The organism is Wolbachia endosymbiont (group A) of Sphaerophoria taeniata, from assembly GCF_947250735.1.
In the GTDB taxonomy this organism is placed as follows: domain Bacteria; phylum Pseudomonadota; class Alphaproteobacteria; order Rickettsiales; family Anaplasmataceae; genus Wolbachia.
Genome location: NZ_OX366344.1, coordinates 864434 through 890727, shown reverse-complemented (window position 1 = coordinate 890727; position 26294 = coordinate 864434). Strand labels below are relative to the sequence as shown.

The 26294-nt window shown below is 33.8% G+C and carries 17 protein-coding genes and 5 pseudogenes; 12 read left to right on the top strand and 10 right to left on the bottom strand.

The window, feature by feature from the left end; genetic code table 11:
• Positions 1–18 precede the first annotated feature (18 nt).
• Complete coding sequence (gene wmk / locus OOK84_RS04435) at positions 19–954, bottom strand: WO male-killing family protein Wmk (RefSeq protein WP_264731194.1); 936 nt, start codon at positions 952–954, stop codon at positions 19–21.
• Between the two features lie 365 nt (positions 955–1319).
• On the opposite strand from wmk (OOK84_RS04435), the gene OOK84_RS04430 reads away from it, so the two are divergent.
• From OOK84_RS04430 to OOK84_RS04415, 4 genes are all read left to right on the top strand, one after another.
• Entirely contained in the window at positions 1320–2267 is a 948-nt protein-coding gene (locus OOK84_RS04430; protein ID WP_264731046.1) for an IS110-like element ISWpi12 family transposase, read from the top strand.
• Between the two features lie 301 nt (positions 2268–2568).
• Positions 2569–3534: a phage late control D family protein gene (locus OOK84_RS04425; RefSeq protein ID WP_264731192.1), complete on the top strand. Its 966-nt coding sequence runs from the start codon at positions 2569–2571 to the stop codon at positions 3532–3534.
• 48 nt (positions 3535–3582) lie between these two features.
• Positions 3583–4101 (top strand): ankyrin repeat domain-containing protein, encoded by a 519-nt coding sequence (locus tag OOK84_RS04420; protein WP_264731190.1) that lies wholly within the window; start codon positions 3583–3585, stop codon positions 4099–4101.
• Positions 4102–4168: 67 nt separating this feature from the next.
• A complete protein-coding gene (locus tag OOK84_RS04415; protein WP_139686867.1) occupies positions 4169–4378 on the top strand; it encodes a hypothetical protein in 210 nt (69 codons plus the stop codon).
• On the opposite strand, the gene OOK84_RS04410 is transcribed toward OOK84_RS04415, so the two are convergent.
• Positions 4379–4900, bottom strand: a complete 522-nt coding sequence (locus OOK84_RS04410) for a phospholipase D family nuclease (protein WP_264731187.1) — start codon at positions 4898–4900, stop codon at positions 4379–4381.
• Here OOK84_RS04410 and OOK84_RS04405 point away from each other — a divergent pair.
• Complete coding sequence (locus tag OOK84_RS04405) at positions 4899–5810, top strand: patatin-like phospholipase family protein (RefSeq protein WP_264731185.1); 912 nt, start codon at positions 4899–4901, stop codon at positions 5808–5810. The two genes, OOK84_RS04410 and OOK84_RS04405, sit on opposite strands and share 2 nt — an antisense overlap.
• A gap of 48 nt (positions 5811–5858) precedes the next feature.
• On the opposite strand, the gene wmk (OOK84_RS04400) is transcribed toward OOK84_RS04405, so the two are convergent.
• The 5 genes and pseudogenes from wmk (OOK84_RS04400) to wmk (OOK84_RS04380) all read right to left on the bottom strand — a co-directional run bounded on the left by wmk (OOK84_RS04400) (position 5859) and on the right by wmk (OOK84_RS04380) (position 10799).
• Complete coding sequence (gene wmk / locus OOK84_RS04400; protein ID WP_264731183.1) at positions 5859–6761, bottom strand: WO male-killing family protein Wmk; 903 nt, start codon at positions 6759–6761, stop codon at positions 5859–5861.
• Positions 6762–6810: 49 nt separating this feature from the next.
• A pseudogene (gene wmk / locus OOK84_RS04395) lies at positions 6811–7725 on the bottom strand (WO male-killing family protein Wmk).
• A gap of 67 nt (positions 7726–7792) precedes the next feature.
• A pseudogene (locus OOK84_RS04390) lies at positions 7793–8961 on the bottom strand (hypothetical protein).
• 101 nt (positions 8962–9062) lie between these two features.
• On the bottom strand, positions 9063–9725 hold the full coding sequence (locus OOK84_RS04385; RefSeq protein ID WP_264731181.1) for a JAB domain-containing protein: 663 nt from the start codon (positions 9723–9725) through the stop codon (positions 9063–9065).
• Between the two features lie 170 nt (positions 9726–9895).
• Positions 9896–10799, bottom strand: a pseudogene (wmk, locus tag OOK84_RS04380) (WO male-killing family protein Wmk).
• Positions 10800–10928: 129 nt separating this feature from the next.
• Here wmk (OOK84_RS04380) and OOK84_RS04375 point away from each other — a divergent pair.
• From OOK84_RS04375 to OOK84_RS04360, 5 genes and pseudogenes are all read left to right on the top strand, one after another.
• Positions 10929–11669 (top strand): annotated as a pseudogene (locus OOK84_RS04375) (Rpn family recombination-promoting nuclease/putative transposase); the annotation flags it as partial.
• A 59-nt stretch (positions 11670–11728) separates the two neighbouring features.
• A complete protein-coding gene (locus OOK84_RS04370) occupies positions 11729–12094 on the top strand; it encodes a transposase (protein WP_264731180.1) in 366 nt (121 codons plus the stop codon).
• Positions 12091–12339 carry a transposase gene (locus OOK84_RS04365; RefSeq protein WP_319803090.1) on the top strand — a complete coding sequence of 83 codons (249 nt, stop codon included), beginning with the start codon at positions 12091–12093 and terminating at the stop codon, positions 12337–12339. Before OOK84_RS04370 ends, OOK84_RS04365 begins: the two co-directional genes overlap by 4 nt.
• A gap of 3 nt (positions 12340–12342) precedes the next feature.
• On the top strand, positions 12343–12501 hold the full coding sequence (locus tag OOK84_RS06770) for a transposase (RefSeq protein ID WP_406719225.1): 159 nt from the start codon (positions 12343–12345) through the stop codon (positions 12499–12501).
• A gap of 9 nt (positions 12502–12510) precedes the next feature.
• A pseudogene (locus OOK84_RS04360) lies at positions 12511–12705 on the top strand (Rpn family recombination-promoting nuclease/putative transposase); the annotation flags it as partial.
• A gap of 344 nt (positions 12706–13049) precedes the next feature.
• Here OOK84_RS04360 and OOK84_RS04355 read toward each other — a convergent pair.
• The 3 genes from OOK84_RS04355 to OOK84_RS04345 form a co-directional block, all read right to left on the bottom strand.
• Entirely contained in the window at positions 13050–15833 is a 2784-nt protein-coding gene (locus tag OOK84_RS04355) for an ankyrin repeat domain-containing protein (protein WP_264731178.1), read from the bottom strand.
• A 1632-nt stretch (positions 15834–17465) separates the two neighbouring features.
• Positions 17466–22118, bottom strand: coding sequence for an OTU domain-containing protein (locus OOK84_RS04350; protein WP_264731176.1), 4653 nt, complete (start codon positions 22116–22118; stop codon positions 17466–17468).
• Between the two features lie 204 nt (positions 22119–22322).
• Entirely contained in the window at positions 22323–23579 is a 1257-nt protein-coding gene (locus OOK84_RS04345; protein ID WP_264731175.1) for a hypothetical protein, read from the bottom strand.
• A gap of 741 nt (positions 23580–24320) precedes the next feature.
• Between OOK84_RS04345 and OOK84_RS04340 the strand changes: the two genes are divergently transcribed.
• Both OOK84_RS04340 and OOK84_RS04335 read left to right on the top strand, forming a co-directional pair.
• Entirely contained in the window at positions 24321–25808 is a 1488-nt protein-coding gene (locus OOK84_RS04340) for a hypothetical protein (protein WP_264731173.1), read from the top strand.
• A gap of 275 nt (positions 25809–26083) precedes the next feature.
• Positions 26084–26269 carry a hypothetical protein gene (locus OOK84_RS04335; protein WP_264731171.1) on the top strand — a complete coding sequence of 62 codons (186 nt, stop codon included), beginning with the start codon at positions 26084–26086 and terminating at the stop codon, positions 26267–26269.
• Positions 26270–26294 lie beyond the last annotated feature (25 nt).

Sequence of the window (26294 nt, the reverse complement as noted above, 5' to 3'; positions counted from 1 at the left end):
AGATACTGATTTTTTTACTTAAATTTGTTGAATTTCGTCTAAAGAGATGCCTATTGTTTTTAAAATAATATTGATAGAAATTCCTTTTTTTACTAAGTCTTTTGCAATTTTGATCTTTTCTGCTCTTTTCACTTTTTCTTCGCAAATCCGTATGCCTTCAAACAAAGATTTTATTAGTGCATGACGTAGTTCTTGGCTCTCAATTTCTTTGTATTCTTTAATCAAATTCGGTAGCTCATTTTCCACTTTACTACCTTCATCTTCCTCTGTTAGTAGATCTGTAATACTAATCGATAATGTTTCTGCTATCTCATATAATTTTCCCAGTGGAGTAGCTACGCGTCCTTGTTCATAGTTGCTTATTTCGTCACGTGTTGTACTCATTTTCTCCGCTAAATCCTTTTGAGTATACTCTCTCACTAGTCTCCATTCCTTTATCTTTTTGCCTATTTGGTAGTAGATAGAACCCGTTTTTTCTTCAACACATTCATCAGCAGATAGACCAATTGTTTTTGAAACAGTATCAACAGAAACTCCTGCTTTAACCAGACCCTTTGCAATTTTTACTTTCTCTGCTTTCCTACTACTTCTTTCACTGACTTGGACAAATTTGGTTAGCAAACAAAACATCTTACGTAATTCCTGATCATTAATCTTTTTATATTCTCTTACTAGATTTAGTATTTCTTCTCCCTCATCTTCAAGACAGATTTTTTCATTTGATACAGGAATAAGATCCGTAATATTAATTGATAACACCTTTGCTATAGCGCACAACTTTTCAATCGAAATTTTTCGTGTTCCTTTTTCATATTGTAGTACTATTTGATACGTTACACTGACTTTCTTCGCTAAATCTTTTTGAGTATACCCCTTTGCTATCCTACAACTTCTTACTTTCTGTCCTACTACTTTATAATATAAAAAATTAGAGTAATTATTCTCTTTTTTCACATTTTATACTCCATAACCAGAAGAGCTGTTACGTATGCTTAATTGAGAACCTTTTTGACAAACTGAACTCATCTCCTTTCAAACAATTTTTCTATATCACTTAGTTTCATTTCTATATAAGTTGGTCTTTCATGACCAGAATATTGTAAGTCAAAAATATGATATAAAGGAAATAAGAGGGAAAGATAACCCTACTCACTATAGGGATAGGGTTATCACGGGCGTGTGCGACCGGCAGAATATTGGTATTACAACCGTGTCCATCAAGGTACACTAGCCCATCTCTCGATACGTTTGAATAGTTGTGTGGGACATGTATATGCACCCGTTTACAATCTTAAATTAATTAAACTATCGAGGTTATAATGATTACATCTTATCAAAATTTTATTGGCATTGATATCGGGAAATTTAAAAATGTTGTTGCAGTTCACGAACAGAAGAATACTGTAGGATTTGACAATAATACTTCTGGCTGGCAACAATTGTTTCAAAAGTTTTCAGATATCCTACCTAATTCTTTAGTAACTTTAGAAAATACAGGAAAGTATGAGCTTGGTTTATTACATTTTCTTGTTGACAAAAATATTGCCACACATCGAGCTAATACCCGTAAAGTAAAAAGCTTTATCTTGTCTCACGGAACTTTAGCAAAGTCTGATAAATCAGATGCAAGAGCTCTTGCTCAATATGGATTTGAACGTCACAGCACTATCTCTCTATTTGTACCCACTTTTGAAAATCAATCAACCTTGGTTGCACTTTGTCAACGTCGTGATGACATTACGCAAATGAGAGCTCAGGAAAAATGTAGACTGGCAGCACCTGAAAATGACCATATAAAAGAAAGTTGTCAAAAAACTATCGAATTCTTTAATATTCAAATAGATGAACTCAATAATACTATACAAAAAATTATTGATGAAAGCCGTGAGTTACAACAACGTCAAAAAATCCTAAAAACAGTTCCTGGAATAGGTCCAAAGTTATCTCAAGATTTTCTCTGTTTAATGCCAGAGCTTGGTTACTTAAGCAGGAGAGAAGTTGCAAGCCTTGCTGGGGTTGCACCTTATCCAAAAGAAAGTGGTAAAACTATTGGATACCGAAGAATAACAGGTGGTAGAAGCAATGTTCGTGCAAAACTTTTTACATCTGCCATGGCTGCTGCAAAGTCCAAATCTGCACTTGGTGCCTTTTATTCTAAGCTTGTTGAAAGTGGTAAGAAGAAGATGGTAGCTATAACAGCTCTAATGCGTAAAATTATAGTAATTGCTAACGCAAGGCTTAAAGAAGCAATTAATTTGAATATTTAAAATTTACATAGCAGTAATTGAAATGAATATTGTGAATAAGCACTTTAAGTTTGTGCGGACGTGCTTATTCACAATAGCTTAAACGGAAATTGTTGCAGCAGCTGTTTGATATAGAATTCTGTTTCTATGACAAACGGGTTTTTATTATCTATATGGTTGGGTAAAGTTGCAAAATTATACAAATAAAAAATTTAAAAAACATAGTTGATGGAAGTGGAAGTTTTTTGCCCGCTGGATTAAGAATTAAGCTTCCTAAAATTCAAAAAATACCGAAAGAATCTGTTATAAACATTTTAGATGAATGACACCAGATTTTGATATAGTAGCAAAAAATAACCCAGTAACAGAGCTTTTAAAAAAGAGTTTAATATTACTACGTGTCACTGATGGATCAGGTACTACAAGTGACGAAGCTGAGATATGTATTAATTATAGTTCTAGCGCTTTAGAACTTAAGGGTAATTTACAGGTTTTTCTAGGATATAAAGAAACAGGTTTATTACCTATGGGGGTATATAAGGCAAATCAAATTACAATACAAAGTCCACCACAAACTTTAAGAATAAAATGTGACGCTGCAAGTTTAAGAGGATCATTAAAGGAAAGAAAATCAAAGGAATGGAAAGACATTACCTTGGGAGATTTGATTAAAGAAATAGCACAAGAACATGGGTATGAAGGTAAAGTCGCTGAAAGATTTGAAAATATATTTATACCACATACCATTCAAGCAGATGAAAGCGACATGAGTTTTTTGGAAGGATTAGGCAAAAAATATGATGCACTAGTAAAACCAGTAGGAGGATATATAATTTTTATTCCGAAGGGAGAAGCAAGATCAGCGACTGGAAAGATGTTAGGTACAACAGTATTAACACCTAAAGATATTATAAATTGGGAGGTAAATTTTAATGTGCGTAACAAATATGGATCTGTTATTGCAAAATGGCACAGTTATGAAAAGGGAGAAACTATAGAAGAGAAAGTGGGAAATGAGGGTCCAAGTTATACCCTGCAAACGCTTTACTCTACCGCAGAATCAGCAATTAGTGCAGCAGCAGCTAAGTTAAAACAACTAAAACGTAGTACATCAAATTTAAATGTAACTGTTCCTGGTAATCCAGAATTATTTGCAGAAGCTAAGATCAGCCTTTCAGGATTTTGTCAGGAAATTGAAGGTGAATGGGTAATTAGCAAGGCAGAACATATTCTGAATAATAGAGGATATCAAACTATAGTAGAGGCAACAGTGAGCAAAGCTGTTTAAGTGAAACTTAAGCAAATGGTCATTTAATTCCAAATAAATATATAATACATGAACATAAATTCGATCATATATAAAAATAGACTAATTTTATTAATAGCACTAGCAGTATGTATTGTAATCGTATGTATTTCCTTATCTGAAAAGAGATATGAAGATAGCATTACTAAATTAGAGATTGCATCTGAAACTTGTGACCTAGAAAATATCGAGCTCTTGATACAAAATAATGTAAATATTGGCGAAAAAGCATTGCATTATGCTGCAGAAAAAGGATGTTTAGAAATTATAAAATTTTTAGTAGAAAAGGATGTTGATATAAATACTGCCAATAAATTTAAGCGAACAGCACTACATTATGCTGCAGATAATGGACATTTAGAAATTGTCAAATTCTTATTAGATAAAGGATCAAATCCTATAGCTACAGATCGAGATGGAAGAAGACCAAGAGATATGGCTGTAGTGGAATTGCGATATGATAAAAACAAAGGCAAAACATATAGAGAAATCATAAAGCTACTTGCTAAAGCAGAGGATCAATACGAATCAACAAAAAGTAATCACTAAAGCTGTAAGTTTTCTATAATCTATACATAAATTTCTAAAACTATCCATAACAAGTTAATATTTTCACATGAAAAAGCAAAAAATCCCAATTACGGTAATTATTACCATATTAATCCAAACCGTAGCATTGATATGGTGGTTATCCAAGCTAGACTCAAGGGTACAATTTCACGATAAACTCATTGAATATGGTTTAATGGAAAAAGTGTTAGTACTTGAGGAAAGGGTGAAAAATCTTTCTGAGGAGTTGGATGAGCTTAAAGCTGATTTTAAGTAATTATTCTTCTACTTTTGGTGTATAAGGATCAGATTGAGATTTACGATCCTTCCAGTTTTCGATGTATTGCTCAACTAATGTAGGTTCTCCTGTTATAATCAGTAGATTCTCAGCGTTTTTTTTCTGCGCGGCGTCAGAGAAATTGAAAGATCCAGTTATGATTTTTTGCTCATCAATAATCATAATTTTACTGTGTGAAATTGCAGGTTTATAGTCTATGTATATTGGGATTTTTTGATGAAACAGTTCATTAATAACACTATACTTTGAGCTAACTTGCGATTCGTCGAGAATAACCATGACATCAACTCTACGCTTTTTAGCTTGAACCAAGGATTCAGCAATAGGCTTTGAGGTAAATTGGTATGCCTGAACTAATATGGATTTTTGAGCTTGATCTATAGCATTGGTTATTTGTTCGGCACAATTTTCTCTAGGAGTGAAACATACAGTAGTACTTGGACAAGAAACACACCCTGATAAAAGTGAGCAAGTTAATAGAACTAATAAATATCTAATCATGAAAAAATACATCCTTTCAGTTGACGGCGGAGGCATAAGGGGCATAATACCAGCCATCATTCTAGCGGAAATAGAAAAAAGAACAAGAAAGAGAGTAGCTGAAATCTTTGATCTTATGGCAGGAACCTCAACTGGTGGAATTGTTATAGCAGGATTATGTAAAAAAGATAAACCTCAATATTCTGCTAATGATTTAGTCGAGTTCTATCGGGAATATGGACCATATATTTTTAAATCTTCATTTTTGAGAAGATCAATATTTTCTTGGCTTAATTGCGCACAATACCCACATAAAAATATTGAATTTGTACTGGATAAATATTTTGGCGATGATATCCTTAAAAACACTTTAAGTAATGTGTTGATTACGAGTTACGATATTCACAATAACTGCCCATTTTTCTTCAAAAGCTGGAAAGAAGGTAATATTAAGCTGAAAGATGCACTCAGAGCTGCAACGGCTGCACCTACTTATTTCATACCAAAACATCTAAAAATTGACCAGATAGACAGAGTATTAGTGGATGGTGGGGTATTTGCCAATAATCCAGCGTCTTGTGCATATGCAAGTGGTAAGAAGTTATTTCCAAATGATGATATTGTACTGTTATCGATAGGTACTGGAAGAACAGATAGAAGCATAGAGTATGCCAATTCAAAGAGATTTGGAAAGATAGGTTGGATAAAACCACTAATACATGTGATGTTTTCTTCAAGTTTAGATGCAGTAAACTACCAACTTAATCAAGTTATAGCTGATAAATATATACGTATACAATCCCAATTGAAAATAGCATCACCTGACATGGATAATATTACATCAAAAAATATTAAATCTCTTCAGCAAGAGGCAAAGGCAATGATAGAGGAAAATCAGAAAGTGATAAACAAATTCTGTATAGAAATATAAAATATATAACTATTTTTACTTATATCTTAATATATTGTTTAACACAATTCAATTTTCACACTCATCCAACTCATCAGCAGTTAGGCCACTTGCTCGCACAATAATATCAATAGCAACACCTGCCTTTGCTAGGTTTTTTGCAACCCTGATTTTTTCTGTTTTTTTAACTTTTTCCTTGCCATTTTTCATATCTTCAGATAGAGATTTGACTAATGATTCTTGTTCTCCGTACTCATCCATTAAACTCAATAGCTTTTTGCTTTCTCTTGTTTTAGGCAGTAGAACTTTAATATTCACTGATAATGCTCTTGCTATTTCATATAATTTATCAAATGAGATGGCAGTATATCCTTTTTCATATTCGTGTATTTCCTTGAGCGTTAAATCAACTTTATCTGCCAAATCTTTTTGAGTATATCTTCTTATCAACCTCCATTCTCTTATTCTTTGCCCTATTCTGTAATATATAGAATCAGTGCAGACTTCTTTCTCTGTATTATCATACTCGTAAATAGATAAGCCTGTTGCCTGGGAAATTATGTCAACTAAAACTCCTTCTTTTACTAGATTTTTTGCTATTTCCAACCTTGCTTCTTCTTGATTAATTTTTTCGCTAATATGAACAAACCTGACTAATGAAGGTACTATCTTACCTAACTTTTGATTCTCGTATATTTTCGTTAGATAGAGTATTTCCTCGTCTTCATAGCTGTCTTCCCTTACTATTACTGGTTCAGGTAATAAATCTACAACGTCAACTGATAATACTCTTGCTATTATATATAGTACTTCAATTGGAATAGGAATATACCCATCTTCATAGCTGTTTACTTCTTGGTATGTTAAACCTATTTGACTTGCTAATCCTATTTGAGTATGCCCTCGCATTAACCTACAATTTTCTATTCTTTGCCCTATTCCGTAACTAACATTGCTTGCAGAAACAAACATTTATCCTCCATTTAAGAAAAAAACTTTATTGCTATAATTTTTTTACGAGTTATCCATCTAAAACCATATCAATAGATAAACCTACCGCTTGCAAAATAGTATCAATAGAAATTCCCCCTTTTACTAGATCCTTTGCAACTTTGACTCTTTCCTCTTTCCTCACTTTTTCTTCACAACCTTCAAACAGAGATTTTATTAGCGCATTACGTAGTTCTTGGCTCTCAATTTCTTTGTATTCTTTAATCAAATCAGGTAGCTCATTTTTTATTTTATCATCTGCATCTTCTGTTAGTTCAAGCAGGTCCATGATATTAATTGATAACACCTCCGCTATCTCATATAATTTTCCCAGTGGAGTAGCTACGCGTCCTTGTTCATAGTTGCTTATTTCATCACGTGTTGTACTCATTTTTTCTGCTAAATCCTTCTGAGTATATTCTCGCACTAGTCTCCATTCTTTTATCTTTTTTCCTATTTTTTAGTAGATAGAACCAACTTTTTCTTCAACACATTCATCAGCAGACAGACCAATTGTTTTTGCAACAATATCAACAGAAACTCCTGCTTTAACCAAACCCTTTGCAATTTTTATTTTTTCCGATTTTTTACTACTTTTCTCACTAACTTGGACAAATTGGGTTAATAAACAAAACATTCTACGTAACTCCTGATCATTAATCTTTTTATATTCTCTTATTAGGTTCAGTATTTCTTCTCCCTCATCTTCAAGACAGCTTTGTGATAAAGGAATAAGATCCGTAATACTGATTGATAGTGCCTCAGCTATAGCATACAACCTTTCAATTGAAATTCTACGGTTCCCTTTCTCATATTGCAGTATTACCCAGTACTTTACACCAAGTTTCTCTGCTAAATCTTTCTGAGTGTACCCTCGTTCCAACCTCCAACTTTTTACTTTTTCTCCCACTTTATAATCTAGACTTTTTTCCACAAAAAGAACCATACATATAATATTTTCTACTATAGCTCAAAGGCTCCAGATATAATAGCCAGACTCTGGAACCTTTAAATTAAAGCGCCCTACAAGTTTCTTTACTATTTTCACGTACTTTGTCTGCCCATGAAAACAATTTTTCACTTACTTCCTTCTGCTTTTCACTCCATATGCCGCACCTAGTGAAATTACCTCTTTCTACCACTTCCTTAAGCTTCACTCCCCCAAAAAGGCAATTTTTTCCAATTTCTTCACCTCTTTTTTGTAACTCAGCCCACATTTCCTTGTTTTCTACTCTCAATTGTACTTGATCATATTTTTTTACATCATGGTACAACATAATATTTAGCTTACCAAGGCTTGTAGGAAATTCTAACATGATAGAGCTGCCATCTGAAATATCGGTATAGTTTCTTATACCTCCCTTCTCACTTTTAACTTCAACTGCATCATTACCAATTTTTAAGATATTACTTCCTAACTTTCTCGGTATTTTGGCTACCTCTACCTTACTATTCCCAGAAAATTCTATATACGATGTTGTATTATCTATCTCAACATCTATTAATTCTCCTTCTTGCACAGCATTTTCGCCAGCTTCCTCTAGCTCTTCTAGTTGCTTATCTATCTGTGGCTGAACTTCTGGCTGTAGCTCATTATAGATTTCACCTATTAGTTTATTCTGCAATAAAGTATCATGAAACTCTGCACCACTTAGCATTAATTTACGCATTATCTTTTTACGATCAGCCTTATCAAATTTATGAAAATGTGTGCCCAGTATCACATATTCCGCGAAGCTCCATTCTCCATCATTACATGCATTTAGCCTTGCTCCAGCAGCTAGTACTTGGTCTATAGTTTTGTGCAATTCATTTACGTTTTTTGCCTCTACCACTTCACTTTTAAACCAGCTCAACTTTTCGCTTTCGCTTATACTTGGCTTTATTTTTTGCAAAGCTGAAGCAAATGGATTTTTATCTTCTTGATCATTTAAAGGTTTTGTACCATATATGTAGTCGAGCCCTTTTCCGTAGTTGATTTGAACGTCTCTATCAGGGGAGGGCACTTCTCCAAGCTTTTAGCCTTATTAATTTTGCTCACAAAGGTAGGCTGCTGGCTAGTACGACCAATACCTCTAATAGAATTTGATATTTCACCCTTCGATAATCTATCAAGATCAATGTTTAACTCGTAAGTACCTCCTTCTTGATCATCAAAAGGTACAATTATTTTATTACCCATATTATCCTCACTATTAAAAATACTTTTTAAGCGTACAATAAACTTTATACATCTCATTACTCATTATAAATTATAGTGAGTAGATTTGCAAATACTTTCTGCTATAATAATCCGTTTTCTCTAAAACTAAAATAGCCTCCACTTGTGATGATAATATGGTCAAACAATTTTACGCTTACAGTACTACATGCTGCTGCTAAGCTCTTCGTTACTGCTTGATCTTCTTCTGACGGCTCTAAGCTTCCTCCAGGATGGTTATGTGACATTATTATTAATGTTGCATTTTTTATTAATGCTTTTTTTATAATTTCCTTTATGTATACTGGTGCTTTTTCCATTTCACCAATATAGGATTCTTCTCCAATTAGTTGGCGCCTCTTATTCAAATACAGTATTTTTACACATTCCCTTTCTGAGTGTCCTATACTTACGTTCAAATACTCTACTAGCCCTTGTAAGTCCATTATTGGCTCACTCTTAAGCTTTTCTCTGAGCACCCTTTCTAGTGTTTCCTTAACACACATAATCATTGCTACTGCAGAATCAGTTACTCCTTCTATAACTTTCAGGTCATCCATTTCTCGGCCTAAAATCCTTCCTACTCCTGTATAAGTATTCACCAGATTTTTAGCAATTTCTTGAGCTTGTGGCCTTTCATGTACTGCACTTAGAAACGTTTCCATTATTTCACGATCAAGTAATGCTTTGCCTTTGCTTTCTAATATTCTGAATTCGATTTCTTCTTTATTCTTATTATTATTCATATAATTTACCTTTCACTAACAACAAACTTTTTTTAGATATTTACTGCTGTTTTTTATCAGCATTGGCATAAAGCCATAGCTTCCGAGTGAAGTCAAATCAATTTTTCAATCTTTTTTATTTATTTTTTTATGAATAGGTGAAGATATTAATATATGGTGATTTTTTTATTTTAAACTTGTTGAATTTCGTCTAAAGAGATGCATACCGCTTGCAAAATAATATCAATAGAAATTCCTCCTTTCACTAAATCCTTTGCAATTTTCATCTTTTCTGCTCTTTTCACTTTTTCTTCGCAAATTTGTATGCTTTCAAACAGAGATTTTATTAGCGCATAGCGTAATTCTTGACTCTCAATTTTTTTGTATTCTTTTATTAAATCAGGTAGCTCACTTTCTACTATCTCATCTTCCTCTATGAGCAGATCTGTAATGCTAATTGATAATGTTTCTGCTATTGCATATAATTTTTCCAGTGGAATGGCCACACGTCCTTGCTCATAGTTGCTTATTTCATCACGTGTTGTATCCATTTTCTCAGCCAAATCCTTTTGAGTATACTCCCGTCCATTCTTTTATCTTTTTTCCTATTTTGTAGTATATAGAACCCGTTTTTTCTTCAACACATTCATCAGCAGACAGACCAATTGTTTTTGAAACAGTATCAACAGAAATTCCTGCTTTAACCAAACCCCTTGCAATTTTTACTTTCTCTGCTTTTTTACTACTTTTTTCACTAACTTGAATAAATTTGGTTAGTAAACAAAACATTCTACGTAATTCCTGATCATTAATCGTTTTATATTTTCTTACTAGATTTAATATTTTCTCTCCCTCATCTTCAAAACAGATTTTTTCATTTGATACAGGAATAAGATCCTTAATATTAATTGATAATATCTCTGCCATAGCGTATAACTTCTCAATCGAAATTTTACGTGTTCCTTTTTCATATTGCAGTATTACCTGATATGTTGTTCCGATTTTTTTTGCTAAATCTTTTTGAGTATAGCCTCGCTTTAACCTCCAGCTCCTTACTTTTTGTGCTATCTGATACCTTATAGAGATATTTGCCATAAATATTATACAGTTTAATACTACCAAATAAAGATATACAAAAGGGATGCTTCTTTCTATGTTTGAATTTTAGTTGAATATTTCTTCACAATTGTGTATAATTATCAATGCTTTTTAGGTTAATTCGTCATGGCTCTTTCTAAGTTTCTCGATCCCAAGAATGATATATCATTTAAGCGCATCTTTGGTACTGAAAAAAATAAAGATATTCTTATTCACTTCTTTAATGATATTCTCGGCTTTTCCGGAAAAAATGCAATACAGGATATAGAGTTTTTAAGTACTATTCAAGACCCTGATATTGCTTCTAAAAAACAAAGCATTGTTGATGTTCTTTGTAGAGATGAAAATGGGCTGCAAGTGATAGTTGAAATGCAGGTCGCTAAAACCAAAGGCTTTGAAAAACGTGCTCAATACTATGCTGCTAAAGCCTATTCAAGACAGGCTGACAAAGGCGATCAATATCATGACCTTAAGGAAATTATCTTTATTGCTATAGCAGATTGTATTTTATTTCCTGATAAGGCTGAGTACAAATCTAATCACGTCATTTTAGATCAAAATAGCTTTGAACATGACTTAAAGGATTTTTACTTCGTATTCATAGAACTACCAAAATTTACAAAGACAAAAGAAGACCAACTAGAAAATATAGTAGAAAAATGGTGTTACTTTTTTCGCTATGCAGGAGAAACAAGGGAAGAGGATCTAGATAAGATAGTTGGTAGTGACGTAATAATAAAACGAGCTTATGAAGAGATGAATAAGTTTAATTGGTCAGAAGAAGAGTTACTAGCATATGAACAAATGAAAAAACGCATAATGGATGAGATAGCTGCTTTTGCTGAAAAATTTGATGAGGGTCTTAGAGCATGTCTTCAAACTGAGTAGAAAGAAGTTAAGAAGTATGGTATAAGGTATATTTTAAGATGTACCCAAGCGATATAAGTGACAAAGAATGGAAGACAATAGAGCCATATTTTGAACCTAAAAAGACCGGCAGACCAAGAAAACATAGTATTAGAACAATTATTAATGCAATCCGCTATATGATGAGAACAGGATGTCAATGGAGACAACTGCCTAAAGATTTTCCACCATGGAAAACCGTATATAGTTGTAATTCGCGCTTGAAAAAAAGTGGAATATGGCAAGAAATTCATGATTTTCTAGTTAAAAAAGTAAGAGAGATGATTGGTAAAAATAAGACTCCATCAGTAGGTATAATTGATAGCCAGTCAGTGAAAACTACTCAAAAAGGGGATCCAGAGGATATGATGCTGGCAAAAAAATAAAGGGCAGAAAACGCCATATTATTGTAGATACTGTGGGTCTTGTAATTGCTGCTGAAGTACACAGTGCAAGTATTCAAGATCGTGATAGTGCTCTAAATCTTTTTGCCCAAGCTAAATGCAAAGTTCCAACTTTACGTAAGTTTTTTGCTGATCAAGGGTACATAGGTAAATTACAAAACAGATGCTTATTGGAAACGGGATGTTTATTAACGATTGCCAAGAAAATAGTTGATACAGGATTTTAAGTTATTCCCAAACGTTGGATTGTTGAAAGAACTTTTGCCTGGCTTTCCAATTTTAGGCGCATGAGTAAAGATTACGAGCATTCTCCTCTCACCTCAAAAAACTATATCTTCTTTAATATGATCACTATTATGCTTCACAAATTAGCTCATTCTTCAGTTTGAAGACATGCTCTTAGGCTAGGTCAAGAAAAAGGTAGGCAAGAAGGTAGACAAGAAGGCATCCAAATCGGTCATGAAAAAGGTAAAATTGAAGGTAAAATTGAAGTTGCAAAAAACTCACTCAAGGCCGGTGTCTCTATTGATGTTATAGCTCAAATTACCGGTCTCTCTCATTCTGAAATTTTACAACTCAAGGAAAAAACATAATTATTCACTTCAACATTTATGAAAACCTTCTCTAAGTTAGACATGTTCCCTAATTAAGAATCTAGTGAACTGTCTAAAATGGCTATAAAGATTGCACATAGAATTATATAAATTACTATCATAACGTTACCCAAACTTCTATATCAAAGCTACGTACTGTAAGTTCAATATGGAAAACACATTAACCACTTAGCATTATTACCTGTAACGTCTACTTCATCCATTTTAGTATTAGGACCATCAAACTTGGTCTGGTATCTCTAATTATTTTGGCTAATTTTGCTACCTTCACTTTAAATTTTCCACTACTTGGCATATTATAGCTCCACCCCTTATATTATAACTTACCTATTGAGATTACCTCCAAGTTTGGTTACTCCTATCTCAGAAAGACAAGTTGATACTTCTGAATGGCTGTGAACTGAAGCATTACTTAAATAACTTTGAGGCTCTAAACTTATCTGCTGTTTTTTTGTACCATCAACTTCTAATCTACCATCTCTGTTGTGTAATATCTGCTCTATTGATTGATTTAGCAGACCCTTATTAAATTGAGCTATAAACTTGTCAAATTTCTTCGGACTTAATTTACCAGCTTCTTCATCAGGACATGCTTTCTCTACATACGATTTTAAAATCCCTGAAATTTCATTAAATTTACCACTCATGACTTTTCTAGTAATCTCTTTTTGCATTCCCATATAATCAATATTTAATCGATGCATTGATACACCACTTTTTAATCCAGCTTGCTCTACTACTTTCTCAAATCCCTTTGTAATATTGAGTGCATAGCCCTGTGCTTTTAGTGGAGATATAGGCTGATCTACTGTAGAAATATACTTCTGACCTGTAACTTTTCTAATTAATAAATCAAGTAACATTATTGTACCATTTACATCGATTGGTGCACTAATTTGTGAGATTGAACTTTGAGTGAATGTTTTCTCAGGTAAAGCAGCTCTAGAACCTAATAACCCACCTATAGAGCTCTTTACCCAACCAAATAAATCATTTATCAATGAAGATGGTCTTGTGCCACTGCTTGCTGCTATCTCAGGTTGATTACTTGAATCTATAGCAAGAGGTTTTCTTGACATATGATGACGATTGTGATCTTCATGGTGATGACGGCGTTTGCGCTGTCTTACGCTATCATCAGCTAGAATAACGTGAGGAATCAACATTGAAGATGGAACTGCAGACTTGCTCCTTAAATATTCCTTAATTTCTCTATAATTCTGATTGATAGCCAAATCATAGGTTGTTCTACCGTCAGCAGTTAAGGCATTAACATCAGCACCTCTTTCAACAAGACGCTTAACGACGTCTAATGAACCCAACTGCACAGCCCAATGAATAGGTGTCCAACCTTCATCATCTTTGACCTTAATATCAGCATTGTTATCTAAAAGAAGTTCAACTATATTAAAATTGTTCTTTTGAATGGCCCAGAACACAGGAGTCCAACCCTGCCTACCCTGAACATTAACGTTAGCACCTTGTCTGATACCGTCTCTAACTTTTTCAAGATCTCCTTTTTCTGTAGAAATTAATAATTCTTTATCTAGATCCAATTGTTTTTGTTTCAAAACTTCTACTATATCTTCGTAACCCTTTTGAATAGCTAGGTCTAAAGATGTCTTGCCGTACATGTCTGTAGTCTTTAAATTAGCACCCCTGTCAAGAAGTAGATTTACTACATTCAACCTGTTTGCGTCAACAGCAATATGCAAAGGTTTCCTATTGTATGCATCTTGAGCCTCAATATTAGCACCTTTATCAAGAAGAAATTGAACCATATTTGAATTACCTTCTTGAGCCGCAAAGTGCAAGGGTGTTCCTTGATATGTGATCTCATTATTAAACTTGGCACCCTGAGCTATAAGGAACTTGACCGCATCCCATTTACTTCCCTGAGCGGCATAGATTATAGGTGTCCAACCATTATTACTATCTTGAGTATCTAAGCTAGCACCTCGAACTACAAAATCCTTAACTTCATTAAGATTACCACCTTGTACTGCAGTTAACAACTGCCTATCTAGATCTAATTGTGTTTGTTGTAAGTATTCTACAACATTATTATGTCCTTTATCTCTAGCAAGATTTAGCGGTGTTTTACCATTCCTATCTTTAGTATTGATATTGGCTCCCTTACCCACGAGGTATTCTATTATATTAAGATGGCCATTCCAAGAAGCCCAGTGCAGAGGCATCCAGCCGTCTTTGTCAACCTCATTAACACTTACTCCTTTATTAAGAAGAAATTCTATAATATTTTTATTATCGTGCTCAGCAGCAATGTGTATAGGCTCTCTGCCATAAACGTTTTGAGGATTAATATTAGCCCCTTTGTCAACGAGAAACTTTGCAACTTCTAAACAGCCTTTCGACGCTGTATAATGTAGCGGTGCCCAACCATAGTTACTGGTATCATCAACGCTTACCCCCTTACCGAGAAGGAACTCTATAATATCTTTGTAATTTTTTTCAGCAGCAATGTGTATAGGTTTCCTACCAAAAATGCCCACATCTATAGCATTAACATTAGCACCCTGACCAACAAATTTTTTGACTTCAGAGAGATCTCCATTTTCTGTAGCAGTCAATAATTTTTTGTCTAATTCTGTTTGTTTTAAAAATCCTACTATATCTGTATAATTCCCTTGAATAGCCAAGTCTAAAGGTGTTTTTCCATCGCTAGTTTTAGCTTCAATATTAGCCCCTCGACTTGAAAGTACTCTAACTATATCAAGCCTGTCTTTGAAAATTGCATGATGTAAAGGTGTCCAGTCATTTTTCGTTTTAGCTTCAATATTAACACCTTTATTAAGAAGAAACTCAATTATTTTAGGTGTAGTATTATTATGCTGAATAGCCACATGCAAAGGCGTTAAACCATCATTAGTTTTAGCTTCAAGGCTAGCCCCTTTATCTACAAGAAGCTCAATTATTTTCAATTGACCATAAGCATTTGCTATATGTAAAGGTGTTTCCCCAATGTTAGTTCTAGCCTCAATATCAGCATTTCGATTTAAAATTGCCCCTAGATATATCAAGCTTATTATCATTGTCAGCAGCACAGTGCAAAGGCGCCCAACTACGTTTATCTCTAATATTAACATCTGCACCCATACTGAGAAGATTCTCAACTTCACTAAGATTATTTCGTCTCACAGCATCAAACAGTTGCTCTGTCGATAGAATTGCTTTTTCCTTATTAAATTCCACTATAACATCTTCTGAGTTACAAATAGAAGCTATACACTTTGAGTTAGAAACTATTGCATCATTAAAAGCAAGCATCATTTCTCTTGCTGGTTGGTAAGTATTCCAATTTTCTATTTTTACAAGAGTGTTATTTTTATGTGATAGCAATAAGGTATCATTCATAACTTTCATATCGAAATCTAATATAGACTTACCTTTCAAATCAACCAAACCAATATCATTCTTATTAATAGGCTGATTATGATAAATCTGTAACCCTTGCTCATCTGGTTGGTAATATCTGAAAGAACTAAATTCATCAGCTCTTTCTCCAAATTCTTCTGGTTCCATAATTTTGTCGCTCAACTCTATGGATAAATCCCAGTTTTTATGAACAGAAGAATAGTAATCCGATATTGATAATGCTCCTCTATCTGATAACAATAGCAAATCATTATTTAGCTTCAAAAAAAGTACTTTGTCTGAGTCAAATGTGAAACAATTATGATGATTTAAAAGATCAGTACCATTAACACTAAATCTTCCATCTATTCTCAAACTATGAGAGCAATAATCTCGCTCTAATTCTCCATTCTGAAGTTTGTAATATTCTTCCCCATCAAATGTAACTGTGACATCTTTATAATCTGGTAGCAAGGTTACATTTAGGCCATTTTTATTAATCTTTATTTCCCCTTTATCGTTTTCTATAAATGGCATATCATTTAATGTACTATTTAATTGGCTAAAATCTAATATACCATTTGCTTGAGCAATCGTAATATTAGCGTTTCTGTTATCGAAAAGATAAAGATGACTTATATTACTTGGAGCTTCCCAGTAAAAATTATGATGTTCTTTATCAGGATAAAAAATATGATTACTGGAACTACCTATAGTACTATGATAATTAGCACTTGATAATTGCTTTGTAATATTAAAGTTTGAATTTTCTATTTTTCTTAAATTATCTAATTCATCATCTAACACAATATCACCTCTCAAGCTTTTTGTCACATGCAAGTTTGTTACTATGCCAGTCTTATCATCTATTTTCGTTGGTGTTACAAATAAACCATCTGCTGTTTTTACCGATGTTTGTTTATCTACACTTATAAAAGCCCCACTTTTATTATAGATGGTTGTTATGTTATTAACGTGGGTTATGTTATCTATATCATTAAAATTTATCGGTAATAATACTAAACCTTTTCCATGAATGGAATCACCAAAATAACCCTTTATTGTAGTAAAGTTTTTTGCTGTTATTACATCATTTCCACCTTTACCATCTACATAATCTACATTGAAGAACTCTAGGTAATTAGTTCTATTACTGCCAATAATAGAATGTATGTTTATTGAATCTGTAGTAAGATTACCTTGTGTTATGACTATGTTCTTTTGTCCATCTGCTCCTAAATCACAAGAAAACTTTCCTGCTATGTGAAAGAAATTTTTACCTGGACTATACACCTTACAACTATCTAATGACTTTTCAAAATAGTACCTATTTTCTATATTATCTCTTCTATCTCGATCACCATTTAAAATATCCTTTTCTTGAAAAACAATATTAACATTAGCATTTTGAGCCGGTATGTAATATATGCTTCCATACCCACGGGAATTCTTATTTCTGTATATAACTGCATTATAACAGTCGCCAGAATGTTCTTGCAAGGACCACTTTCTAATACTCTATTTAATATCCTACCCCTATGTGGTGATGAATCTCCACATGAAGCTTGACTTGGCAACGTATACAGAATTTCCCTTTTTTTTTCATGTATTGTAATATCATCATCACGTGGTCCACAAGTGACACTATAATTTTCAATAGTACTCGGAACAATTCTAGAATAGTAATTCATATCATCAGCATAAAGAAAGTGCGTAATATTCGTACCTAAGTCAAAACCAAGCCTATTACTAATCACCCTAGTTTGGGTACTACACTTAAATCCGCCTAAAAGTTCTACAATTCCTTTACCAACATCCGATGGCATCATATGCCCCTGTCTTTTATCTCGAAAGTGTTTACTAGTAGCATATTCTTCTTTTGTAACCAGTATAGAAGGCAGTGAAATAGCTATTGTATCGTAGTTACTCTTAAATTGATTTAAGATCTTTGATATATACTGTTTATATATCTCTTCTGCTTGCAGATCATTTCCTATATAATCTGGTACTTTTTTACCAAGAAAGAAATCCCAATACAAGTCATGTTTCTCTTGATCTGTAAGTTTTATATGTTCTCCTAATTTTTCTACCTCAAGTCCTGCTTCTACAAATTGTGCTATAATGATTACAGTAACTGAAATAGCAGCGCCAACCGGACCGGCAAATTCTCCTACTATTCCAGTTTCTAGACCTGCTACTGACATTGTTTCTGTAACAATTGCAGGTACATCTGCAGCTATAAAAATGGAATTAGTTGCGATGTTTAGGTCAGCAATCTTCATATCTATAGGATCTGTCGCACTCTGACGAGCCTTTATTGATTCCGCTAACCCTAAAAATGCCGCAAAATTACTTATAGCACGCCCCATAACTGGAGCAAACCCCTTCAACATCTGAGAATCAAGCTTTGTTCCCAACTCTAATATCTTTCCAGAGATTTTTTCACCAATCTTTGGCATTACCCAGAGATTTAATGCATCGTAGCCTAATCCCTCTATGTCTCCATTTGCTATATGCTTACCAACTAAGAATACTGTAAAGGCAAGACCTGCACCTTCTGCTACTTTTCCTATTTTTTCTGCTACTCCGGATCTTCTCAGAATATTTTTTACTTCTTCTTTGTTCTCTATATTATCCTTCATTTCTTTCACAATATCCCTAATCTCTGGATCTATTGAACCTAGATCTATATCTTTAATCTTTGCTACAAATGCTTCTTCAACATTTTTATCTATAATTTCACCTTCAGATATCTTCTGAGAAACCTTGAAAAGCTGATCATAAAACTCAATATTCTTTACTCTTTCTGCTACCTTGTCAGCATTGAATAACTCTTTGATACGCTGTTCTTTTTCCTCCTCTGTAATCTTTTCTTCATCAAATGAATCCATGCAGGCCATATTTACACTTCTTTCTCTTCTTGGTTTTTTACTTGGTGGATACTCAGGTGATGAAGATTCTCTTTTAGAACACTGCCTTAAATGAGGGAGTAAAGTATGAGAGCTATGAACTACTTTAAGAGGAATAAACCCTTCCTTATTCGTTCTGCTTGTTAAAATCAGTTTACGCGGATCATTAGACCCTTTATCAAAAACAACACCAATAAATTTCACCTCATCACCATCTGTAAGTGTTTTATAGGTAACACCTTCTTTATACTCTTCATTTATTTGATCATTTGCTTCCCTCAATAAAGCTTGAGCTCCTTTGCCCTGCCTTGATGTCTTAAGTTCCAACCCTATTGGTGTGTACTCCTCAGCATTTCCACCTTGAGCTACAAACTTAATACCATGAACTAGCATGTCAATACGTTCTCCTCCACCAGTTTGAAACTCAGTTAAAACTAATGCTCTAGTTTCTGGTAATTCTTGTAATTTTAAGTCACTATAATAACTAAACACTCCATTCAATATTCCCTGGAAATGAGCCTCTTTATTAACAAGACTCTTAAAAGGAAATATTCCTTCTCCAATTTTTCCTAACAATTCATTATATTCGTCTATTGATGAAGAGTAAGCATCCAGCGCCTCATCAAATGTTTCTTTTAGCTCACTAGGATAAGGAACTTCTCTGAAAGTACCTTGAAATCTCTCAGCTCCGTTGTTGTACTCTTGTAAAGAATTGTATTTTTCAGCCCAAACAGTAAGATATCTTTTAAAATCTGACTTGTATCTAGTATCAAAATTAAGACTTAATTCAACTATTTCCCTATCTCCTATTTCTCTGTTTAACCTATCAAGAGGGAGCACTTCATTTAGCATGTTCAGAACATCTTTTCTGTTAGCTTCAACAATATTTATCACATAAACCAACTTCTCTATATTCTCTGGAATGAGCACCATTGTTACAACTGCATGGCTTGCATCAAGATTAGCCGATAGTCTTTCTCTGGCTCTTTCAGCTGCTGGGCGTCTAAGCCTACGAAGATTGGGATGCACTTCGGTAGGTATATTATCTCTATAGATAAAAATGTACTTTTTTAAACTTGTTCCTGAATCTTCACTTAATAATAATGATTGCCCCAGTAAAAACCTACTGAAATAATGATTATCTCCCTTCTCCGATGTACCAGGAAATGTATGATAAATACGCTCCAAATTATCTTTTACCTGTTCTTTTAATTCCCTTTTACCGATTGTCTGTGTGTCCCAATCCTTAGTAGATTCTAATATATCTTGAAAAAGAGGAATTATCTCTCCCTCACGATTTGATACTTTAATATCAGAGATAGGAGACGGATTATCAAGGTTGACACCAACACATAAAATGTTATCTGCAGTAGTTAAAACTCGCTGAACATTTGGTTGGAAACCTTGTGCATACCTTTCTGCTTGTTGCAAAGCCTTATCTGGAGTAGAATTAGGACCTTCTCCCGCTTTTAACTCAATAATAATGGGAATAGAGTCTAATGCACGATCAGGACCACGAGCTAGCAGGATAATATCTGCATAACCCCTACCTGCAAATTGCTCTGGATAAACTCTAAGATTATACCTATAGTGGAAATTCATGAAAACGCCTACCATAAATCCATGATGTGCTGCTTCACGTGCACTATTATCATAGACTACTGATCCTGTATATTTAGAGTGAACATTACTAATTTTTTTGACAATTTTCTTCAAAGACCTACTAACTGTCCGTGCACGGGAACTAACCAGTTTTTCTATATCACCTTCTGGATTACTCCATATTCCTTTTTCCACTTCATGAAATTCTTTGCTAGTAGCAGAATCAAGTATCCCTTTAGTTTCCATATCAACAAAAATACCATCCTTTCCTTTATAGATCTGTACTAATCTGGATTTTATTCTATCTTGAATTTCATTCTTAATATTTAGGATCTCATTCTCAACGTTTCGATTTCTAATCCTACCTCTATCTATATTATTTCTTAATATGCTCTCCAATTCATTAACAGTAAACTGATGGCCACGCTTACCTTCTGAAATGGAAAATAAATCTATATTATTAATAGCGTCTTCAGCATTTCCAATTTGACCATTTTTAACAATAGCTACTTTTAAAGTTTTCGAAGTATCAAAACTAAAATAAATCTTTTTAATATTTAACTTTTCTGCAATCTTTGTATCCGGCAAAATAGAAAAACTACCTAGGAAGAAGTGCGTAAAAAACCCTGCTTTTTTTACAGAGTGTAAATAAGATGGAATCTGATCCACAAATGACTGAAATCTTGTTTCGAAAGATCTAAAATCCTCTTCTTGCTTGCTTGTGCCAACTTCTGTACCTGCTTCCTCTATTAATAACTGTATCAACTCAAAATCTTGTGGCCTTCCTTTACCCATGACTTTTTTTAAACCTTTTGCAAGCCCTTTATTATTAGAGATAATATTCCTTTCAAGACCAAAGTTATAATGATTTCGTTTACCTGGTACACCAACATGAAATAACTGTATTTGAATATCTCCATTACCATATTGAGTTTCAACTTCACCAGAAACACTAATTGTTGCGCTAAGTATTTCACTCATTGCTCTTATTTCAGTCTCACCTCCCCAATTATTAGGGTTCCTCATGTTTTCCAAGTAACGCTCAAAATCACCTTCAACAAAACCTCTGAACTCGTTTCTATGAGAACTTATGTGATCAACTACTCGATTACGAAATACGTTTCTTACTAAATTTGCAAATGTATCATCATAATTGGCAGTACTTAAATTCCTTACCAAATTCCTAATACGATCTAAATTTTGAATTACAGCTCCTTCATTTCCAAATAGTACTTCATACCTTTGTCGAAATAAAGCATCGTCGTTTCTGACAGGTATTAAGTAAGCCATAGTAACAGACCAAAACAAGCAACTACCGTCTCCTGGAACATCGATTCTTTTAAATCTACTTTCACTTTCAGAATTAGAGTCAGACCTACGATAACGCTTGAAATGAGGAAATTCTCTAGCTTGCTCTATATATTGCATTTCATCCGATAATTCAGTAATCTTTGAATTAACATCTTCTTTTTTTAGATGATCTGTTGGATATTGTATCTTGAACATAAACCCCCTTCATTATATTATATTAAACCCACTATGCCAAGCTTATTATATAACCATCAGAGATATCAATAATAAAAGCTATTTTTGCTTATATGCTGACTTGTGTATATAACATTTGCATTACAACGCAACATCTTTTTGACAGAAGCTAAAGTAGTAACAAGAAACCACCACCTACTTTATAGAATTGCCTTATAATACCTCTTAATTACTCAACTCTAATTGCTCACATGCTTTGCTTAATTTTACCTCAGTTAAGCTAGTAAGCTCTTCAGCTGTAGACTTTCCATATGCTAGAAACTTATTCAGTGAATCAGTATCTCTTTTTTCCAACACAGATCGTATATACCCCGCTTGCCTAGAATCCATAAATTTTTTGATTTGATCAGGATTAGCCTTATCTAGTATTGCCCATATTGGCTCCATATAGCCCTTTTCTACTAAAGGTGTTAATAAATTTGTACAGAAAAGAGGGGATTTATCCTCTAGTTCCTCTCTTATCACTAAAGCACGATGACTATCAAATCCTTCCTTTATCCACATATGCATAAAAAGCTTTACACTTTCGCTTACATAAGGCTCTGAATGTTTTTTGATTTCCATGTCTAACCAGATATTATAATTGTCTTCTGAGACATCACTTGGCCCTAAGCAGTCAAACAATTTTTGGAATTGATCAAAGCGAAGTGCACTCTGTAGCGTATCTAAACTACCATAATAACCATTTTCAGCTAAGTCTCTTTTTAGAAGTTCTAGATACCTATCAGGAGTTATTTGACTAAAACAAAATTCGAATATTTCAGGATAACTATTACAACGACTACCTGCTGCATATACCGCTGTTTTCATCAAGATCTCATCTTTTTTCTGTGCGTTCATTTCATTTTCAGGTAATAACTTTATTTTATTCCAGAAAAATTCCACTGCCTGCTCTTGCTTAAAACTCATAGCACATTTAAGCCCGTACTCATATGGATGACAGCCATCTAAATTTAGTTTAGAGATGTAACCACTAACAAAATGTGACCAAAAAACTATTAAAAGGTTGCCTCCTAGAGGCTTAACTAAGTGACCATACTCCAACAGACTGCTCTTACCTTGAGCTGATAGTTTATTTTTTCTCTCTTCAAATAGAGCAATAATATCTTCTTCCAGGCAATAACGACAGGCAATCTCATATCTTTTATCAGTACTAAAAGGATTATTTGAATTTTGCACAATCAATTTTTTACCTACCATTTGCCTATCAAGCTTAACTCCGTGTAAATTGTCTACTTTTTTCCAGCAATCCTCACCAGACAACACTTGTGCAAGAAAATTACATCCTTTCTGTCCACTTTTTTGGTGTAGACGCCAATTTGTATATAACCAGCGTTCAATTTGAAAAAGCTTAGATGCTCTATAGGGATCATCTTCTCTAATGGATGAAAACAAAGCTTCTGGAATATCTGAGCGCAACATAGCCACTACCTTAATTAATTAGATTATCAATTACATTTTAAGTATAGTATTCTATCTTTAAAACTTGTCAATCATTATTGTAGAAAATTTTCTAACCCAAAGTAGTTTATGGCAAAAGCTTCTCAATAGAATAAATGTATAACCTTTTACTTATTTTTTAATTTTGTTTTTGTCATAAGCGTGTCTTAATTCTTATCGTAAAATAAATTGCTACTAATTTAGTATTATATATCGCTAAAAATTTAAATAATACAACCATTTCCAGCACTCAAAATCAAGGACGGTGAGAATCATTCGTTTTGGGATGGCATGGTCTAGAGTTAAGATCTTGGATATTTTTGAGCACCTTTAGTAAGTAAGCGTTTCCTCCATTTTCAAGTTTGAGGTTTAGAAAGTTTTTACTATTTGTATTGCTCTGCCTCTGTTGCTCTGATAGTTTCTCCTTCTGAATATAATATGTTGCAAATATTATGCCAGAGAGTATAATAAAATCTATATCAAATACTTTACAAGAAAAAGTGGTGGTAGAGGCAAAAGTGAACACTAATAAGAACCAATTTAAGGAAAGCGCATACTAGAGTTTGAAAAAGCAGCAAGAATATTATTGAAAGGTTAAATGGCGTATGATATAACATATATAGTGTAAAGATGTCAACAATTTTATTGACATCTTTACATTAATAGTTCTTAAATGTTTAGTGCTGTAAAATTAAATTATTAAGTTTTATGAAGGGAGTAAAAATGGTAGAAAGCTTTCTAGGTAAGAACAAAGGCAGTAATTTTATTGAGGGGACGAAAATAATGAAAAATTTTTCAGATAATAATAAAAACGGTAGCTCAATCTTCCAAGGAAAAATCAGGGAGCAAGATTTCTCTGCAGAGCAGAAGTTAAATGAACTAAAAGCAGCCGTAGAGGAGCTCACCAGACAAGATTTGCTCAGGAGGCTCGAGTGTGAGCGTCAGGATTCTAGTTGTATCGATGAAATATCATCTCAAGCAGAGCTACATATCGGACAAGATGATGATGAGGGTTACTTCAATTGTGAAAGAACACTGTGGAATTTCTTTGAACCTCTCTTCAACCTCTTTGAAGTAAATGTAGATGATCCGAAAATCTACCAAATGCTCAAGGAGAAGAAAGAAAAAAATTGGCTTCTTTCGATAATTAAATTTATGCGTGACAAGCTTAAGGAGTTAATCAAGAAGATTTTTGCACGCGATTTAAGTTTCAATCAGAGGTTGGACAAAGAGATAAAAGAATTGCAGGAAAAATTAGGCAGTGGTGAGTTATCAGGAGAAGAGCTTGCAAGGGTGCTCGAACGTCTACAGACCTTGCAGGATCTTAAATTAAAGTTACAGCTAGCCGTTACTGGATGGATTATTACAATGTTCGCAGAGATGTTTGGAGTTGAGCTAGCAGCTATAGTAGAGGCATCTACAGAAGAAACAAATAAAGCAGAAGATAAAAAAGCAAAAAAAACATCATTAGAAGCAACTAAAGAAGTTCATAAAGATGTAGAAATCAAGATGGATGAAAGAGAAAAGCCCGCTGTGCCAGTTTCCCTTTTTGAAGTTTCACCCGGATTTGTAAGACCGGTTGTTCTGAACAAACCAGAACTTGAAATTGTGTCAGATCCTTTGAAACATCTATTGCGTCTTACTCAGCTTGAAAGAAAATCTCATGAAAATTCACAAAAACCAGAAAAAGTGAACGAAGAGAAAAAAGCAAAACCGGAAGAACCGAAGAAAGAGGTGTGTCCACCGAAACCTGCGGAGAAGAAGCCCGTGGTGAGAGGGATAAAATTTTATTCTTTAGACAAGGATATTAATTTCGAAAAATGGGATACGAATACTAGTGTTAATGGAAGAGGCACCACGTCTACCAATAAATGTGGTACTACTAATGATTTTAAGGAAAAGGAACTCAATCCTACTAATGAGAAAAAATTTGATGGGAAAGAATCTAAGTCTACTGATAAGCAGAAAACGGATGACCCTTACGCTAAGCTTGCAAAAAAAGTTGCTGAAAGGGACACTCAAAGAAAAGAATCTGACACTATTAAACACGATTATCCAATTGATACTTGGCAAGCTCCATCAGGAACTACTGATAATGGAAAGTCTAGTGCTAGTTCTGCAAGTGATGCTAAAGAAAATCCTAAGTCAAAAGTTACTGATGTATTGAATGAACGTGCAGCAAGAGGAAATGGTAATACACCATCGAGATAGCTAGTGCTAGCTACTTATGTGATAAAGAACACCGGATCCAAGTTTGTCATTCCAGTGTCCCTTTCTTGTCATTCCAGTGCGTGACACTGGAATCCAGGGGCATATAGATAGGTGTCGACAGTTCGTCATTCCGCTACGTGTTAGTGGAATCTAGAAAACTTAAGTTTTATGAAAAAAGAGTGAATAAAATTTTTTGAAAAAAAATATAAAAAAGTGCTTGCACTTAATTTTATTTTTAGTATATTAGTTACATAATATTTTTACTGGAGGTTAATATGCATGGTAGTAATGATAATGGTGGTGGTAATAAGTGGATTTCAGATAAAAATGTTGAGTGGATTGGTCCTGATAAGTATAAAAACTACGAGCGACTACGTGAAAGCAGTAAGCCTAACACACAACTGGGTAGTAGTGGTGCTACTAGTGCCGGTAGTAGTAAAGATAAAGGAAAAAGCAAGTAGTGTGGTTTCTTAACAATTTTTAATA